Source organism: Nocardia sp. NBC_01327 (genome assembly GCF_035958815.1).
Classification (GTDB): Bacteria; Actinomycetota; Actinomycetes; order Mycobacteriales; family Mycobacteriaceae; genus Nocardia.
In genome coordinates this window covers 185,194-201,753 of the sequence record NZ_CP108384.1, presented here as the reverse complement: position 1 = coordinate 201,753, position 16,560 = coordinate 185,194, and the positions used below count along the sequence as shown (strand labels likewise).

Annotated in this window: 16 protein-coding genes; 14 read left to right on the top strand and 2 right to left on the bottom strand. The window is 67.2% G+C overall.

Annotated elements, in window-relative coordinates; genetic code table 11:
* Window positions 1-6: 6 nt before the first annotated feature.
* The 13 genes from OG326_RS42545 (at window position 7) to OG326_RS42485 (ending at window position 14,188) form a co-directional block, all read left to right on the top strand.
* On the top strand, window positions 7-630 hold the full coding sequence (locus tag OG326_RS42545; protein ID WP_327146833.1) for a hypothetical protein: 624 nt from the start codon (window positions 7-9) through the stop codon (window positions 628-630).
* Window positions 627-1,478 (top strand): hypothetical protein, encoded by an 852-nt coding sequence (locus OG326_RS42540; RefSeq protein WP_327146832.1) that lies wholly within the window; start codon window positions 627-629, stop codon window positions 1,476-1,478. The genes OG326_RS42545 and OG326_RS42540 overlap by 4 nt, the downstream gene beginning before the upstream one ends.
* Window positions 1,472-3,040, top strand: coding sequence for a hypothetical protein (locus OG326_RS42535; RefSeq protein ID WP_327146831.1), 1,569 nt, complete (start codon window positions 1,472-1,474; stop codon window positions 3,038-3,040). The genes OG326_RS42540 and OG326_RS42535 overlap by 7 nt, the downstream gene beginning before the upstream one ends.
* Complete coding sequence (locus tag OG326_RS42530; RefSeq protein WP_327146830.1) at window positions 3,037-4,515, top strand: SCO6880 family protein; 1,479 nt, start codon at window positions 3,037-3,039, stop codon at window positions 4,513-4,515. Before OG326_RS42535 ends, OG326_RS42530 begins: the two co-directional genes overlap by 4 nt.
* A 134-nt stretch (window positions 4,516-4,649) precedes the next feature.
* Window positions 4,650-6,374, top strand: coding sequence for a hypothetical protein (locus tag OG326_RS42525; protein WP_327146829.1), 1,725 nt, complete (start codon window positions 4,650-4,652; stop codon window positions 6,372-6,374).
* 332 nt (window positions 6,375-6,706) lie between these two features.
* Window positions 6,707-7,024, top strand: a complete 318-nt coding sequence (locus OG326_RS42520) for a hypothetical protein (RefSeq protein WP_327146828.1) — start codon at window positions 6,707-6,709, stop codon at window positions 7,022-7,024.
* The gene (locus OG326_RS42515; RefSeq protein ID WP_327146827.1) at window positions 7,021-8,283 is read left to right on the top strand and encodes a M23 family metallopeptidase; all 1,263 of its coding nucleotides are present in this window, start codon (window positions 7,021-7,023) and stop codon (window positions 8,281-8,283) included. Before OG326_RS42520 ends, OG326_RS42515 begins: the two co-directional genes overlap by 4 nt.
* Before the next feature lie 11 nt (window positions 8,284-8,294).
* Window positions 8,295-8,846: a hypothetical protein gene (locus OG326_RS42510; RefSeq protein WP_327146826.1), complete on the top strand. Its 552-nt coding sequence runs from the start codon at window positions 8,295-8,297 to the stop codon at window positions 8,844-8,846.
* A 99-nt stretch (window positions 8,847-8,945) separates the two neighbouring features.
* On the top strand, window positions 8,946-10,595 hold the full coding sequence (locus OG326_RS42505; protein WP_327146825.1) for a hypothetical protein: 1,650 nt from the start codon (window positions 8,946-8,948) through the stop codon (window positions 10,593-10,595).
* Window positions 10,592-12,349 carry a type IV secretory system conjugative DNA transfer family protein gene (locus OG326_RS42500; protein WP_327146824.1) on the top strand — a complete coding sequence of 586 codons (1,758 nt, stop codon included), beginning with the start codon at window positions 10,592-10,594 and terminating at the stop codon, window positions 12,347-12,349. Before OG326_RS42505 ends, OG326_RS42500 begins: the two co-directional genes overlap by 4 nt.
* Window positions 12,346-12,828, top strand: coding sequence for a DUF4913 domain-containing protein (locus OG326_RS42495; protein ID WP_327146823.1), 483 nt, complete (start codon window positions 12,346-12,348; stop codon window positions 12,826-12,828). The genes OG326_RS42500 and OG326_RS42495 overlap by 4 nt, the downstream gene beginning before the upstream one ends.
* A 5-nt stretch (window positions 12,829-12,833) precedes the next feature.
* On the top strand, window positions 12,834-14,048 hold the full coding sequence (locus OG326_RS42490) for a DUF1173 family protein (RefSeq protein WP_327146822.1): 1,215 nt from the start codon (window positions 12,834-12,836) through the stop codon (window positions 14,046-14,048).
* Window positions 14,045-14,188, top strand: coding sequence for a hypothetical protein (locus tag OG326_RS42485; protein WP_327146821.1), 144 nt, complete (start codon window positions 14,045-14,047; stop codon window positions 14,186-14,188). Before OG326_RS42490 ends, OG326_RS42485 begins: the two co-directional genes overlap by 4 nt.
* Before the next feature lie 55 nt (window positions 14,189-14,243).
* Here the strand turns inward: OG326_RS42485 and OG326_RS42480 are convergent, their stop codons facing one another.
* Complete coding sequence (locus OG326_RS42480) at window positions 14,244-14,903, bottom strand: hypothetical protein (protein WP_327146820.1); 660 nt, start codon at window positions 14,901-14,903, stop codon at window positions 14,244-14,246.
* 165 nt (window positions 14,904-15,068) lie between these two features.
* On the opposite strand from OG326_RS42480, the gene OG326_RS42475 reads away from it, so the two are divergent.
* Complete coding sequence (locus OG326_RS42475; protein ID WP_327146819.1) at window positions 15,069-16,085, top strand: tyrosine-type recombinase/integrase; 1,017 nt, start codon at window positions 15,069-15,071, stop codon at window positions 16,083-16,085.
* On the opposite strand, the gene OG326_RS42470 is transcribed toward OG326_RS42475, so the two are convergent.
* Complete coding sequence (locus OG326_RS42470; protein WP_327146818.1) at window positions 16,064-16,525, bottom strand: hypothetical protein; 462 nt, start codon at window positions 16,523-16,525, stop codon at window positions 16,064-16,066. The genes OG326_RS42475 and OG326_RS42470 overlap by 22 nt on opposite strands.
* Between the last annotated feature and the right edge of the window lie 35 nt (window positions 16,526-16,560).

The following is a 16,560-nucleotide window of genomic DNA, read 5'->3' as shown; positions in this document are numbered from 1 at the left end:
ATTGTGATGCGGAAACTCGGCCTCCTAGCCGCCACCCTGGCGATCACCACCGCTGTAGCAGGCTGCGGCAGCGCCACCCACCACACGGCGTCGCCGACCACCGTGCCGCCGGATCCGGGGCGTGTACCGGCGCAGGTGGTGTGGAAGTCCTGGGAAGGGGTGCAACTGCCCTACAGCATCGTCGATGGTCCGGCCACGATCTCCGGTGCGGCGGCCGGGTATTCGCACACCCCGCAAGGTGCGGTGCTGGCCGCGATCCAGGATTCGTTGCGTACCAGTCTGTCTCCGGATTCGTTGTGGTCGCAGGTCGCGGCGCAATCGTTGGTGACCGGGCCCGGCAAAGACGCGTTCGTCCTCGCACGGGCACAGTTCTCGATCACCGGGCCCGCCGATCCGAGGATCGCCCCGGCCGTTGCCGGATACCACTTCACCACCTACACCCCAGGGCGCGCCGAAATCGCTCTCTACACACGGTTTCCCGACAAGTCGCTGGCCGCCTACCACCACCTCATGACCTGGACCGGCGGTGACTGGCGACTGGTCCTTCCGGATCCGGGCGCGAAAAACCCGGTGATGGAGTCCATTCCGGCGTTGCCGAGCGGCACCGTCCGATTCGAGGCCACCCGATGAGCGACCAGCAGCCTGAGCCCACCCCGGAGGGGTCGCGGCGTAGTTCGATGACGCTGATCCTGGCCCTCGTCGCGATCGCTCTCGTGGTGATCGGCGCGGTCCTGGTCGCGGTAACCCGCCACAGCGACGCACACGAGAGTGCCTCGGCGACTTCGGTGCCCGGGTCTGCTGCGCCGGTGGGGCAGGAACAGACCGGGTTCGCGGCGCCCGATGTGGATGCGTTCGGGCGGCGTGTCGATATCCCGAACAACAGGAACGGGCAAACCCTGGTGCAGACCTCCGGGCCGCGGCAGGCGGGAGATCCGTTGTGGCTTACCGCTGCCCCGACCTTGCCTGAGCAGGGTGGTTGGCAACGCGTATTCGGAGTCTCGGTGCCGTTCTCGACCTCCGACGGGCCGACCGCGATCAACGACGGCATCCCGAGCGGCTACTCCCACACCCCGCAAGGTGCGGCCCTCGCCGCAGTGTTCATCACCTGGGAGGCGTACGCGCGGCCCGGCGACTGGACGTTGCGTGAGCGAATGGAGGTCATGACCGACGCCGATCACATAGCGTTCGACCGGCTCAAGGCCGCAGGCAAGGTTCCAGAACTGGCCCCGGCAGGGACCACTCGCTGGCTGGTCGCGCCGGACGCGTACCAAGTCGAATCCTGGTCTGCCGCCGGGGATCTGTGCGTATTGCGGCTAGCGACTAAGGCTGAACCGGCCACCACAGGCGGCGGGCAACGGTGGCGGGCGTCGCAGATCGTGATGACCTGGGACGGTCAAACCTGGCGGCTGCGATTGGCTGCCGATCGTCAACTGCCCGCGTCCTACGTCAATTCGTTGGAGGGGTGGACGACATGGTGAACCTAACCTGCCGCCGCGGGCGGCACATCGTGATCGCGGCGCTGGTCGCCGTGCTCGCGGTCCTGGGACCGGCCGCCAGCGCGTCCGCCGATCCCGACCCCAGCGGCGGCGCAGGCACATTCGGATTCAACACCGCATGTGATCAGCTACAACAGGGCTTGGACGGAATCGGAATTTCCGGATTGCCCAGCCTCGGTGATGTGGTCGGCGACGGCTGCAAGATCGGCAACGTCGTCACCCACCCCGAAGCTGCCGCCACGGCTGCGGCTGACAAAGCGTGGGACAGTTCGTTCGGCAAAGTCGTGTCCATGCTGCTGGGTGGTCTCGCGCAAGGGCTGGTCATTTCGCTGACCTGGTGGACGAAGATTCCCACCTCGGACGTGGTGTCACAGTCGGATCTGTTCGGCGAGATCCGCGCCTACACCTTCCAACTGCAGATTCTGTGCTTGGCCGGGTCGATGATCATGTGCGCGATCCGCTTGGCCATGGCCCACCGCTCCGGTGCTGCTGCCGAGGCGACCGAAACGTTCCGGGTGCTGGCGCGCAGTGTGTTCGCGTCCGCGATCTTCTCCACGGTGCTGGTGTTGGGCACCCAGGCCGGGGATGCGTTCTCCGACTGGGTGATCAACGCCGCCACCCATAATGACGCGAAAGGCGCGGCGGAAGCGATCTTGCAAACCCAGACACTGATGGGGTTGAGCCCGGGTCTGGTGTTCGTGATCGTGATCGTCGGCATGATCGGTGCTCTCGCTCAAGCTGTTTTCGCGGTCGTGCGCGAAGCGCTGCTCGTGCTCGTGGTCGGCATCCTCCCCCTGGCGGCCGCCAGCAGCGGAACCCATACCGGCAAAGGGTTTTACGAGAAGCTCACGGCCTGGTCGCTGGCTTTCGTGTTGTACAAGCCGATCGCGGCGTTGGTGTACATGATCGCGTTCAAAACCGCTGGTACCGGTGGCACGAAGGTCAATGCCGATCTCGGGGCCGGGCAGGTGCCCAGCTCTGATGACGCGCAACGGGCGCTGGTCGGGGTCGTGTTGCTGTGCAGCGCCGCTCTGGTACTGCCCGCGGTGATGCGCCTGGTCTCGCCCCTGACGTCGATGGGTACTGGCATCTCCGGTGCTGCTATCGGTGCCGGTGCTGTCGGTTCCGCTGCGGGCTGGGCGATGAGCGGTGCGAACCCGACCGGGGCCGCGTCCTCCTCGTCCGGCAATGCCGGCGGACCGTCACGAGGCGGACCCCCCGGAGGCGGCGGCGGTGGTGGCGGTGGTGGTGGTACGCGCCCGACCGGTGCGCCGAAACCCAGTGGGGGCGGAGGTGGTGGCAGCAGCGGGTCGGGTGGTTCCTCCGGTGTGAAGGGTGCGGCGGGAACATCGGGGGCGGCCAAGGTCGGGGGGTCGGCGGCCGCTGGTGGGGGTGCGGCGGCGGCCGGCCCAGCCGGTGCGATCGCCGCCGGTGCGGTCAAAGCGGTCCGATCCGCACACCGGTCCATGGAAGCGATCGTCGGCTCTGCCGCTAGCCCGGTGGCTCGCCCCAGCGGTGCTGGTAGTGCGGCGGTGCCGCGATGAGCAGCGAGCAGGTCGAACGCACCTACGGGCAATGGACCCGCCCTCGGTCGGAGGGCATGTGGGGCATGGGGTGGGCCGTGAGCGTGGCCGCGTTCGCGGCGGTCGTGATCGCGCTGCTGGTGGTGATGTTGGTCGGTTTGATGCCCGCCGCAGTGGTGCTTCTGGTCGAAATCATCGTGTTGGCCCCCATGGCAATAAGTCGTGGTGGTCGCACCGGATACGAACGGGGACTACTGATGATCGGATGGTTCCGCACCTGGCTGCGGCGCGAAAACATTTACCTCTCCGGGGTTTTCAGCCGTCTGGGCACGTGCAAACTCCCCGGCCTGATGGCCTCCTCGAAACTGTATGAGGGCATCGACTCCGCCGGGTACCGGTTCGGCATGACCCACATGCCCGCCCACAACCTCTACACCGTCTTGATCCGCTGCTGGCCGCAAGGGGCACGTGCGGTCGATCAGGACACCATCGACCAATGGGTGGCGTCCTGGAGCCAAGTCCTGGCGACCCTGGGCGAAAAGCCGGATGTGGACGCGATTTACGCGGTCATCGATTCGGTGCCCGAGACCGGGAACAGGCTCGCGACCGAGGTCAACCGGCTCACCCGCGACAACGCTCCCGCTCCGGCGCGCACGATGATGGCCCAACTGGCGCAAACACTTCCGAGTGAATCGGTGCGCATGGAAGCGTGGCTGTCGGTCAGCTTCCACGCCACCACCCCCGCCCGCCGCAAAGACCCCGCCGAACAAGCCGAAGAGATCGGGCGCCGGCTGCCGCTGATCGTGGCCGCCCTGTCCGAGGCCGGGGTGCGGGCGCGGCCGATGACAGGGGAGGAAGTGACCGCGCTGCTGCGGCGCGCGTGGGATCCCGCGGCCGAGGCCGACCTGGAAGCGGCCGCCGAGGCGGGCCAGTCGCACGGGTTGACCTGGAACGATGCCGGCCCTGTTCATCACGATGAGCGGCTGGGCCGGCTGGTGCACGACGGGGTCGTCTCGATCACCTGGGAAATGGATCTCCCTCCCGCCGGTGTGGTTCGTGAACGGGTTCTGCAACGGTTGCTGGCCCCCAACGATCAGCTCACCCGCAAGAGGGTCGCGATCATCTACCGTCCGCATTCCTCCGGAGATGCCGCCGAAATCGTCGACGGGGACTACAAAGACGCCCTGGTCGCTGAGCAAACCCAGCGTGGTGTCGGGTCCGCGACCGCGACCATGCGCCGCCAGTCCACCGAACAGGCCCGCCGCGAGCAGGCCGAAGGACACGGGGTGACCCGGTTCGCGGCGCTGATCACCGTGACCGAACCCGCCGGCGCGGATGATCCTGCGCTGGAAGCGATCACCAAGGATCTGTCCTCACAGGCGAGGTTGAAGATCCGCCGCTGCTACCGGTACCAGGCCGCCGCGTTCGCCGCCTGCCTCGGGGCCGGGGTGCTGCTACCGGAAATGGCGTCCCTACCCAAGGTCGTGAAGGAATGACCGGGCGCCTACGCCGGAGCACCGCACGGACACCGGCGAAGAAACCCACCCCGACCAGAACGAAGACCTCCGGCAAGATTTCTCCCCGGGACACCGCACACACCGCGAAAAAGGCGACAGTCCAGTCCGATTCGATGCCGAAGACGTCGACGGGTGGTTTCGGTACCCGGGTGCTGACCGACGCGCAGCGTCTCACCTGCGAAACCCGGGCTGCGAACGGGAATCTGGTCTCGGCGGGGTGGGCGCGGGTGCAGCTGCGCACCGACGACAACCGGCGCCTGGCCGCCGGCCGGCGTGCCGCAGACCCGAACACCGCAGTGAAGAAGGGCGGAAAGAAAAGGGCCGCAGTGCGCGTCACCGCCACCGGCGTGCCCGGCCCCGGCGGCGGCATCTCGCGCTCGGTCGCCGCACCACCGGAATACCGGGCCACGACCGCGCAGGTCGCGGGCTTGTGGCCCTGGTGCGTGGGCGCGGGCGCCCCGGTCATCGGCACCCCTTTGGGCAGGCATCTCGACACCGGTGAAGTGGTGTGCTTCGACCCGATCAACTGGTTCCGGCGCGGCGGGTTCATCACTGCCCCGAGTCTGTTCGTGCTGGGCCTCAACGGATTCGGCAAATCCTCCCTGGTGCGGCGCATCGTCCTGGGCGGTATCGCCCAAGGCGTCACGCCCCTGGTTTTGGCGGACGTCAAACCTGACTATCGGGAAACGATCGCGATGTGTGGCGGCCAGGTCATCGACCTGGGCTACGGGCACGGCACTATCAATCCGCTCGACGCCGGGGTGATGGGCGTCGCGATCGACCGCTTGGAGGAGGGCGGGTTCGCCCTGGAAGCGCAGAATTTGCGTGCGGAATTGCGGGCCCGGCAAACGAATCTGATCGGTGGTCTGGTCGAACTCGTACGCGGGGAGAAGCTGCACGACTTCGAAGACACGTTGATCTCCACCGGCCTGAAACTGCTGCTCACTCCCGAAACCGAAGGCGGGCAAGGCTTCACCGCTGCCGCCCCGCCGCTGTTGGAAGACCTGGCGGCGGTCATCGCGACCGGCAGCCCGGATCTGTGGCTGGACGCGGCCGCGCGCACCGACGAGCACTATCAGGACGCGATCATCCCACTGCGCCGGTCGCTGCGCGCCCTGACGGAAGGTCCGTTCGGGTCGGTGTTCAACGGGCACACCACCACCCCGATCGATATGGACTCGGTCGGTGTCTGCATCGATGTTTCCCATATCCCCAAGGGCGATAAACGGCTCAAGGCCGCTGCGATGCTTACCTGCTGGAGTGCCGGGTTCGCCTCGATCGAAGCCCTGAACCTCCTGGCCGAGGTCGGATTGGAACCGCAACGCTATTTCCAGGTCGTCATGGACGAGCTGTGGCAGGTCCTGGGTTTGGGCGATTTCATGATCACCCGCGTGGACGAGCTCACCCGCCTGCAACGCTCCCTGGCCACCTCGCTGATCATGATCAGCCACTCCATCCGCGACCTGCAAGCCCTCGGCGCGGCCGCCGACAGGGCGGTCGGATTCCTCGAGCGTGCCCGCGCGAAAATTTTGGGTGCCCTGCCCGCCGATGAGCTCGCTGCCCTCGACGGCGTCGTGAAACTCACCGCCGCCGAAACCGCCATGGTGACGAGTTGGTCTGCCCCACAAGCGCTCACCGGTGAACCCGTGCGCCCCGGCGCGGCCGCACCTCTGGCCTCGGGTGTCGGCAAATTCCTGCTCAAAGTCAGTGAGGACCGCCGTCCCGGCATCCCGTTCCTCATGGAGCTCACGCAGGTGGAGATCGAGTCCGGGATCCACGAGACCAGTCAGCGTTTCAGCACCTTCGGCGCCGCCGAAGCTGAGGAAAAGGTGGTGTAGGTTCCCATGATTCTTGTCGGTAGTCCCATCCATTTGTCGGTGATATGTCGGTTCCGACAGTTCGACGGGAATTCGGTCCGGCGTGTCAGCGCCCGACCATTGGGTGCCGGTTGCCGAGTTGCCAATCCGTGCAACAACTCTCGCTCTCCGGCCCGCATCTATTGCCATCTCGAATCCGAACAGCCTCAGTGCAGCTACGAGCTGGTCCGACTCAAAGAGAGCGACAAATCGATGAGAAGAATCCGGCGACAAATCGGTGGGAAAGCCCCATGGCTCACGCACGAAATGAAGGCCAGTACCGACAACTATCTCCGGAACCTACAGGTGGCGTCATGAGTGCACCACAGCGCCGGTACGGGCCGGTCGATGAACGCGTCCGCCGCGCCGCGGTCGACCGTGTCCGGCAGCTTTCCCCCGCCGGCATGTCGCGCACCGCGGCCGCGAAAGTCGTTGCCGCAGACATCGGCCGCCACTTCAACACGATCCTGCTCTGGGTGTCCGCAGATGACGGGCCACCCACCGGGCGCAGCGTCCCACGCCTGGAAGCGGCCGTCGCCCGGTTGCGCCGGGAGCTGGCCTCCTCCCAGCAGCTCAACCAGGACCTGTCCGACGCACTGCACGACTCCTCCGGGGACCGGCCCCAGTCATGAAGATCTTCGCAGCCCTCGCCGCGCTGTGGATCACCGCAGCGCTGATGCTGGTCGTTTTCCTCCTGGACGACGACTCCACGTGCGGCACAGCTGTTCCCGCGCCTGCGAGCCCGGGGGCGCCGTTGCCGGCGGGATCGAAGGTGTATCCGGTCGCGCAAGGGGTGTTCACGATCACCGACGGGTTCGGTGCCCGCGGCGGCGCGCATAAAGGCACGGACTACGCCGCACCCGAAGGCACCCCGATCTACGCCGCGATGGACGGTGTCGTGCACGACTCCGGGCCCGCGTCCGGGTTCGGTGACTGGATCGTCCTGGACCACAACATCAACGGCGAGATCTGGTCCACCGTCTACGGGCACATGTATGAGAAAGACCTCCTCGTCCACGTCGGCGACCAAATCGCTGCCGGACAGCAGATCTCCCGCGTGGGTACCAACGGCGAATCCACCGGCCCGCACCTGCATTTCGAGGTCTGGACCGCCGGCGGACGCAACGGCGGCGGCACCCCGATCGATTCCGTTCCTTGGCTCGAAGGCGCCGCGCAACCGGGCGCAGGACCGGCCCCCACACCGGGTGCCACTCCCGCGCCGGGTGTGACCGTTGATCCCGCTGCCGCAGCCGGGACCGGGACCGGGATATCCCCGACTACACCGGCTCCGGCACCCGCGCCGACGACCACAGGTAACAGTGCTGGCTGCGCACCTGCGGACAGCGGTGGCGGGGTCGACAATCTCCAACCCGGTCTGGTGCCACCGGAATTCGAGCCGTGGTACCGGCGCGCGGGGGCGCTGTGCCCGCAAATCTCCTCCAGTCTCCTGGCCGCGCAAGGCCGCCAGGAAGGCGGATTCAGCCCCGAAGGGGGCGCGAACACCAGCGCGTTGAGTCAGACCGGCGCGCAAGGGCCCTCGCAATTCGAGCCGTACACCTGGACGAGCTGGGGTGCCCCGGTCGACGATCAAGGCACCCCGATCGGGCCGGTCGGCACCGGCGATATTCACAAACCCAGTGACGCGATCATGGCCCAGGGCCGGTTCATGTGCCATATCGCGGAAGCGGTGGACGGCTGGATTTCCTCCGGGCAAGTGCATTGGTCCGGTGACCGGCGCGAACTGTATGTCGCCGGCTACAACGCCGGTGAGGGTGCGGTTCTGAGTTCGGGTGGATTCCCTACCGGCAGTAGCGATTACGTCACCCAGACCCGCCCGTATGTCGACAACATCCTGGCCATGGAACCCCAATACCGGCGTGCGCTGAGCTGAAGGAGCCTGCCATGAAACGCACCCTTGTCCTGGTCTTCGCCCTGGCAGTGCTCGTGCTGCTGGGCGGGGCGCTGATCACGACCACACGCCACCACCCCGCCCAGCACGCAAGTACGCCGGGTGGGGACGGTGACTACAACCTCACCGATCCGACCCCGCATGGTGCTGGGCCCGCGGTCGCGGCGCAGCAAGCCCTCATGACCATGTTCTCCTGGCAGCCCAGTCGTGATGGGTCCGCCGGAGCCGGGCTCGCCCGCGCGAAACCCTGGCTCAGCGGGCAACTGGCCGCCTCCGCTGAGATGCCCCCGGCGACCGGGATCAAGCCCCTGACCGAGTGGGCGCAGTGGCGTCAGGGCGCCGATGTGGTCACCGCGACCGCGACGACCACCGCGATCAGTGCCCCGGATATCGGGCGCTGCGTGGTCAAAGTCGCTCTCACACAAATGGTTCTGCATCGCGACGGGTCCAGTAACCGCTGGCGGGTGATGGACATCGATGCCCGCACCACCGACAGCCCGGACGGGTGGCGCCTGGAGGGCTTCACCGTCACCGATTCGCACTAACCAAACCTGTGAAGGAGAACCCGATGGCTGTTCGACCTATCCGCTACCCGGTTCCTGTGCGGCGCGCGTGGCGCCGCTGGCAGGACTATCGAAGGCGTCGTGGTGGTCACCGATCGCCGCGATGATTCGGCGCTGCCGACCTACGCCCGCCTCGGTGCGCCACCCGGGTTGAAAACTCGCCGCCAATTGCGGGCACAGGGGCGCTCACCTGGCAGCCAAGAGGTCGCAGGGTTGTTGAAATTCCGGCGGCACGGCCGCGAGATCGTGGCCTACCTGTTCGATATCGCGGCCTCGGTACCCAAGCGGTCAGCCACTCCCGCACAACTGGCGGCCTTGCGAGAAGGCAACCGGGAGCGGCAGATACAGGCCGCCGAACGGCGCGGGTACTCCCGCGCATCACTGACCGTCGAAGGCGATCCCGGGCCGGGATGGGACAGCCCCACACCACCGCAAGGCGCGGCGGTACCCACCGCGCAGATCCAGACCCAAGCCCACAGCCCGCCCGAGACAGCGGCGTCCCTGATCGTCGCCGCGACTACCCCGAACCAGCCCCACCCGCCGCCGGTAGAGACCGCATCCGCGCAGTCTCTGCCACCGGACACAACGGCGGCGGCAACCCCAGCAGTGAAAGCGCAGGTGCAACAACCCGATTCGAGCACCACAGCCACTCCTTTGACCCCGATAGAGAAAGGGCATGTCATGCCAGTACACGAAGAAGAACAGATCGTTGTCGAGTCCGCCCAGCTGGTGCAGGCCTCCGCGCTCGCGCTGATCTCCGCCCGCCAAGCGGTCAAGCAATGGGCGGTCGAACGCGAACGCGAAGCCGCAGAGCGCCCACCGGCACAGCAGCAGGAGCAAACCCCGCCTCAGCCCCGGCGAGGATTGTTTGGTCGGATCCGCTCCGCCATCCACAACGCCACCCGCGAGCGTCCCCCGGCAGTCCAAGCACAGCAGCAGGAGCAAACCCCGCCTCAGCCCCGGCGGGGGTTGTTCGGTCGGATCCGCTCCGCCATCCATAACGCCACCCGCGAGCGTCCCCGCACAGTCCAAGCACAACAGCAGCCGGTCCAAGCGCAGCAGCAGAATCCGGCTCCCGCACAGCCGCATCCGGTCGAGGCCATGGTGGCAGACTGGGCTGCCAAGACGGCGACCCATGAATACGCCGTCAAGGTGGAACAAGGCTGGAGAGCTGCGGCGAGCGAGGCCGATCAGCGGATGCGCGCGGCCGGTGTGGACCCGGATCGGGTGCGCGTCAAAGCCGCTGAGATCGAGCAGGGCGCGCACGTTGCCGCCCAGCCGACTCTCGATCCTGAGCGCGTCGCACAGCTGGTCACCGAATACACCCTCAAAGAGCTCAACGCCGCCCGCGCGGTCATCGAACAGCAGAACCCGACACCCCAGCAGGCTGCCACACCGACCGCAGCGACCGCCGCGCCGGCGAAGGAGGCTGCAGCGCCGAAGGCACCCGCAGCAGGCACCGATCCGGCCGCAGCGAAAAAGGCTGCTCCAGCGAAAAAGGCCACGGCAACGAAGAGACCTGCGGCGGGCAAGGCTGCCGGGACCGGCAATGCGGCCGGTGGCTCGGCGAAGAAGACCGCGGCGAACCTGATCAATGACACCCAGCCCACTCCGGACGCGAAGGCCAGCGCGGCACAACAACCCGCGGCCGAACCCACGGCCCAGCAGCAGCAAGCCACCCAGCAGGCGGCTGCGGCGACGGAGGCCCCGTCGGCGGGCGTCGCGCCGTGACCACCCGCCGCGCCGCCGCAAGTGGGCGGGTCACGGGCGACGTGGCGGTCATCATCGCCTTCGCCGCTGCCGCAGCCCTCCTCGGCGTGGGTTACGGCAGTTGGCGGATGGCCCTGGGGCTCACCGGATTCGGTGACCCGACGTGGGAGGCGTTCACCCGGCCCAGCAGTTGGCCGGGCGTGGCCGTGGTGTTCGTCGCCCTCGCCGAAACAGCGCTCCTGGCCCTCGCCGCCCGCACGGTGCTGGGCCGGGTCCGCCGGCATGAAGTCACCCGCCGAGCCCAGGTCATGACCCCGCCGCGCCGCCTGTCGGAGGTCAGCGGGCACAGCGCGACCGAGAAGGCGCGTCGGCTGCGCCCTGATCTTCAGGTGGTGCGCGCCTCCGATACCGGAATCGAGCTCGGGCGCACCGTGATCGGCGATATCCCGCTCTACGCCTCCTGGGAAGACGAGCTGATCATCTTCGGCGGCCCGCGCACCTACAAAACCGCTGGTATGGCCATCAGCGCCGCATGCGCGGCCCCCGGACCTTTGGTGACCACCAGCAACAAACGCGATTTGCACGATCACACCCGCGGGGTACGCGAACGCGTCGGCACGGCATGGGTGTCGGACCTGCAGGGCCGCACCGGCGAACCACAACAGGACTGGTGGTGGAACATCCTGGCCGGGATCGACCGCCTCCCCGCCGCCCGCAGGCTGATGTCCTATTTCGAGGCCGACACCAACGTCCCGGATGCGCGCAACGGCAACTACTTCGAAGGCGGTGCTTTGGAATTGGCCGCCCTGCACCTGCTGGCCGCCGCAGTGGCCGGTGGGGACATCATGCACGCCTACAGCTGGCTCGCCGCCGAAGATTCCCTGCTCCCGGCCCAGATGCTCGATGGCGCCGGCCGCGCCATCGCCGCCGAGAAACTACGCACCGTGCAATCGCTGAATTCCCGCCAGCGCGACGGCCTGTTCGACATGGCCAGGCGGTTGTTGGCGGTGCTGAACGACGAGCAGTACGCGGCCACGGTGCTGCCCCCGCAGCGCACCTTCTTCGAGGGCGACTTGAGCCCATTGGGGATCTGGAATCCCACCCATAACCTGCCCCAGTTCGATCCGGGCGCGTTCGTGACCTCCCGCGACAGCCTGTACCTGCTGAGCCTGGAAGGCCCGGACTCGGCGACCGCCCTCGTCACCGCCCTGGTCGGGTCCATCCTCGATCACGCTCTCAAGATCGCGGCCCGCTCACCCGGCGGGCGCCTGCCCACCCCGATGGTCGGTGTCCTCGATGAGGCCGCGAACGTATGCAAACTGACCCAATTGCCCGCTCTCTACAGCCATTTGGGCTCCCAGGGCATCGTCCTGCTCACCTTCCTGCAATCACCGGCCCAAGCCAGTGACGTGTGGAGCCCCAACCAGCTCGACCAGTTGATCTCGGCGTCGAACTGCCACGTCTACGCCGGCGGGGTGGACGACCTGAAATATCTGCAGGGCTGGTCGGAGAAGATCGGCGATCACGATGTGGCCCGCTGGGCCGACAGCGTCGGGCGCGGCGGTGCCTCGCGCAGTCAGTCCTGGTCGCGTGAATCGACCTTGCCGGTGTCGCTGCTCTCGGAACTCCCCAAAGACCTGGCTGTGGTGTCCACGACCGGCAATGCGCCTGTGCTGGTGCGCAAATCGCTGTGGTGGGACGGCCGATATGCCGACGCGATCAGCGATTCCCTGCGCCACTACAGCCCGCCCGCGACGACGAAGGAGCTGCTATGACCCTCGACCTCGGCATGGACGACGCATTCACCGGCGGCGACGGCCCACCCCCGCCCCAGGAGGAAAGCGAGGACTACAAGTATCCGGACGTCGGGGTCTGGGTCACCGAATGGCTCGCTCCGGCAACAGCATTGAAACTCTCCGACGGCGGCCGCGGCCGCACCTGGTGCGCGAAATGGTTCGAACACCCACCGATCGTGGTCCGGCTCAACGAGCTGTGGCACGCCTGGGAGAAAGCCGTGCGCTCCGGCGACGATCACGCCCTGCACGGCTGGTACGTCTACGACTACGACGCCACCATGCGCGCACTCACCGACGGCGAATACGGGCCCATGCACGCCTGCAGCCCGACAAAACATCGCGACATACCGTGCCTGCCGGTCGAACCGGTCCCGCCCGGGTTCTTCACAACCAATACAACGACGCTGATCACGGTCATTTCCGCACCCCCTAGATCCGCCCCGACGACGGAGGAATAGATCCGATGGGGCGCGGGGATGTCGTGGAGCTGGCCGGACAGCGGGTGCGGCTCGAGGAACTGCGGGCGCACCCGCACCGGTACACGCGCCTGTTCACCGAAGCCAAAGCCGTTGACGGACACGGTCGTTGCCTGTGCCGCACGGACGAGCCCCGCCGCCTGGTGATCCGGTGTCTCAATACCCGCCACTTCCTGGCCCGCTGGCCCGGCGACGGCGCCGAACACCAGGACGCGTGCCCGTTCCACCAACCCGACCCCACCCTCAGCGGCCGCTCCGCGTACGCCGACAATGCCATCGTCGAAGGTGTCGAGGGCACCACCATCCGCTTCTGCACCCCGCTACTGAGTACCACCGCCACCGCGGCCGCCGAGGGCGCAGCCGAGGATCTGCGCGCGGCCGCCGCCGGCAGCGGCCGCCGCACCGTCGGGCTGCTCGGCGTCCTGCATTTCCTGTGGGAGAACGCCCAACTCAACACCTGGCGCCCCGGAATCCACCGGAACTGGGCCAGCGTGGTCCACGACATCTCCCACTGCGCCCAGGACTGCACCCTCAGCCGCCGCGCCCTGACCGAGGTGCTCTACCCAGTCCCGCCCTACCGCCCCGATATCGGTCCCGCCAACATCGCCGCGTTCGAGGCGTGGCTCGACCGGCTACGCAGCCCCCGGGACCAGATCCGGCGCGGACTGCTACTCGGGGAACTGGTCGAAGCCCACCCGACGAAGTACGGAATGTCCTACAAGATCAGGCATCTGGCCAAGAAACTGTTCCTCTCCGAGCAATTACATCAGCGCATCCTGCGCTCCTACCCTGCCGCGTTCGCCCGCGCCGCGACCGAACACAGTGGCCGCCGTATCGGCTTGTTCCTGCTCGAGCGCACCCCGAAAGGGCATGCGGTCGTAGCGGATGCCGCGATCATGCTCACCACCGGCAGCACCTATATCCCCGCCGATTCCAGCCACGAACTCGTCATGGCGGCCGCGCTGCAGCAGGCCGGACGCACGTTCCTCAAACCGGTCCGCTACGACCACACCGCGCTGACGCTGCCGGACTTCGTCCTCACCGACACCACCGAGCCCACGGTGGTCGAAGTCTGGGGCCTGGACAGCGAAGAGTACTTGCGGCGCAAGGAAATCAAGATCGGCGAATATCAGCGCTGCGGTACCCACCTCATCGGATGGCGGCCACCGGAGCCGTTGCCGGACCTGGCCTTACCGAGGTGAAGTTCTTCCTGGGCACCCATCAACCGCACTGGGTCACCACCGAGTCCAGCCACGCAGTGCCCGCCGAAGACGCGATGGAGGCGACCGAGGAGGCGCTGCTGTTCATAGCCGGAGTCAGGCACACGATCAACCGGCTGTAGCCCGCCCTGCATCAATCGACACCGAGCGCGCCCCACCGTTGCGGTTCTTCGATTCTCAAGGCGCGCCGACGATCTCGTCGAGTGCGGCGCGAGCGGCCTCGAGGAACTCACGTTGTGCCGTCATGAAGGCGCTCCCGGCGGCTTCGACGATTCCGCGGCGTTCGTCGAGATCTGCCGCGGCCTGCGCGTGCGCCTCGGCGAAACCCCGGACATCGCGAACCAGGGCACCGAGCTGCTGGATCAACCTCTGCCCTACCTCGGCAACGCTGGTCGGGCCTTCGAGGGCGACCAGGTAATAGACCTGTTCGGTGTCCTTGAACAGGCTACGAATCGCGGCCAGTCGAGCCTCGTCCACCGCTACCGGTGCCGGCGCGGTGTCCAGTTCGCGAAAGTACTGCTGGTCGGCCCGATCCGCGGCACTTATGGCCGTGAGCAGATCGAGGTACACGCTCTGACGGCGTTCTCGCCGCCACCGCAGATGCTCGAGACGTAACTCCCGCAGTTGGCTGTCCTGCTGCGTCAGCTCTTGCCGCACTTGCTGCCGCTCCGCCACGGCCTGCCGACGCCCTTCGGCCCTGGCCGCGATTGCGGCGGTCAGCACCGTCCCGAGAACCGTCCCCGCAATTCCCACGGCTGCGATGAGAACGCTGATCACACCAAACCCCCGTCCCGCACCGACCAGTATGCGGGTGCGGCCACCTCCGAGTCCGTCCATCGGGCTCCATATCCGTCCGAGGTTGTATTAGAACCGCGCTAAAATACTCAATTAGTCACGGCCACAAGCGATTGGGTTCGTGACAAATTGGTTGTTGCGTCAGGCTTGTCGGTACCTGCTGCGATGCTCGAGACTGAGATCGCACAGGAAAGGCAGGTGAACACCATGGACAGTGCCGAAGGCACTCCTGCGGACCAGGCCGCGGCGACGGCCGATGCCGACCCTGCCGATCCCTACGTCGTTGATCCGGTGTTCGTGCTGCGGCTCGCTGCCCGCCGCGACCGCCCGCTGGTGCCGCGGACCCGGGTGGAATACGCCCGGCGAGTGGCCCTGTTCCTGAGCTGGCTGCGCGATGCCGGCCCCGACCACCGGCATGCGCTCATCACCCCGGAAGGGCGCGATGAGGCAGTGCGGGTCTACCTGCAGCATCTGAAGAGTCTCGGGCGTACTCCGAGCACCTGGAATGTGACCCTGGCGGCGGTCAATGCCTATTTCCAGTTCCTCGGGCTCGGCGGCACCGCTGTTGCCCCTGCCGAGATCCGCCGAGTCCTCACCAGCCCTCTGGGAATCACCGAGCAGTCCCAGCTGATCGCGACCGCTCAAGAGCGCGCAGCCCACACCAGGCTGTTCCGCATTCGCCGGGCACGGAATCTGGCGGTCGTGATGGTGCTGCTCTACGGTGGGCTGCGCGAATCCGAGGCCGAGGCCCTCGACGCGGACCATGTCGTACTCGATGGCCCCCGCAGTTTCGTGCTTGCGCCTGGCCGCAGGGTCTACCTGCCGCGTCGTGCACGCACAGCGCTAGCCGAATGGGACGCCGAGCGCAGGGAACTGCTGGGGGACCTGCGGATCAAAGCATTCTTCCTCGCGGGGGACAACGACGGCACCGACTGTGATCTCCGGCGGCTCTCGCAGCGGCAGATCGAGGACGTCGTGCGCGACCTCGGCCGTGAGGCAGGGCTGCGTAATGGGGACGGCATCGGCCCCGGGGTGCTGCGCGCCACTCACGCCCAGCACGTAGTTGCCGATGAATCCGACCCGGCGCAAGTCGCGCGCCGGTTGGGTCAGGTCAAACCTGATCTGCCGCAGATCCATGCATTGCGGGCCGCACCGCCGATCCAGCATCCGGGGCGGGCGCGACCTGCCGATCGTGAGGACACTCAGCTCGCCTTGGATTTCTGATCCCCGGGGTGCTGCGATCGTGGGTCGGGAAATCGCGAGATGTAGTCGTGGGCGCGTTGCCAGGGGTCGTGGGCGAATTCGCGGCGGCCGCGCATCCAGTACCGGGCGCACAGCTCGTCCAGAGCCAAATCGATCGGCCGGGCCTGATAGTCGGGGCGGGGTTCGGCCGCGCGGGAGGTGAGGAGAAGTTCCGGTTCCGGTGTCCATCCGGAGTGATCGAAGGCCCACACCCCGTTCGAGGCGTACACATGGCCGGGGTTTTCAGCACCGGTAGGCCATAGCCCCATCGCCCCGAATCCGTTGTGGCAGGACAGGAACGCATACGCGAGGACGTGACATGCGCCGGCCGCGAAGAAGTACTGATCGTCGCGGTCCCAGGCAAGGCGTTCGTCGGCTCGCTCGAGGGGAGTCCGCCGGAACACCGCGCACGGAACGTACATGTATCGAGTGTATTGCGTTGGCAGGGTGACGAATT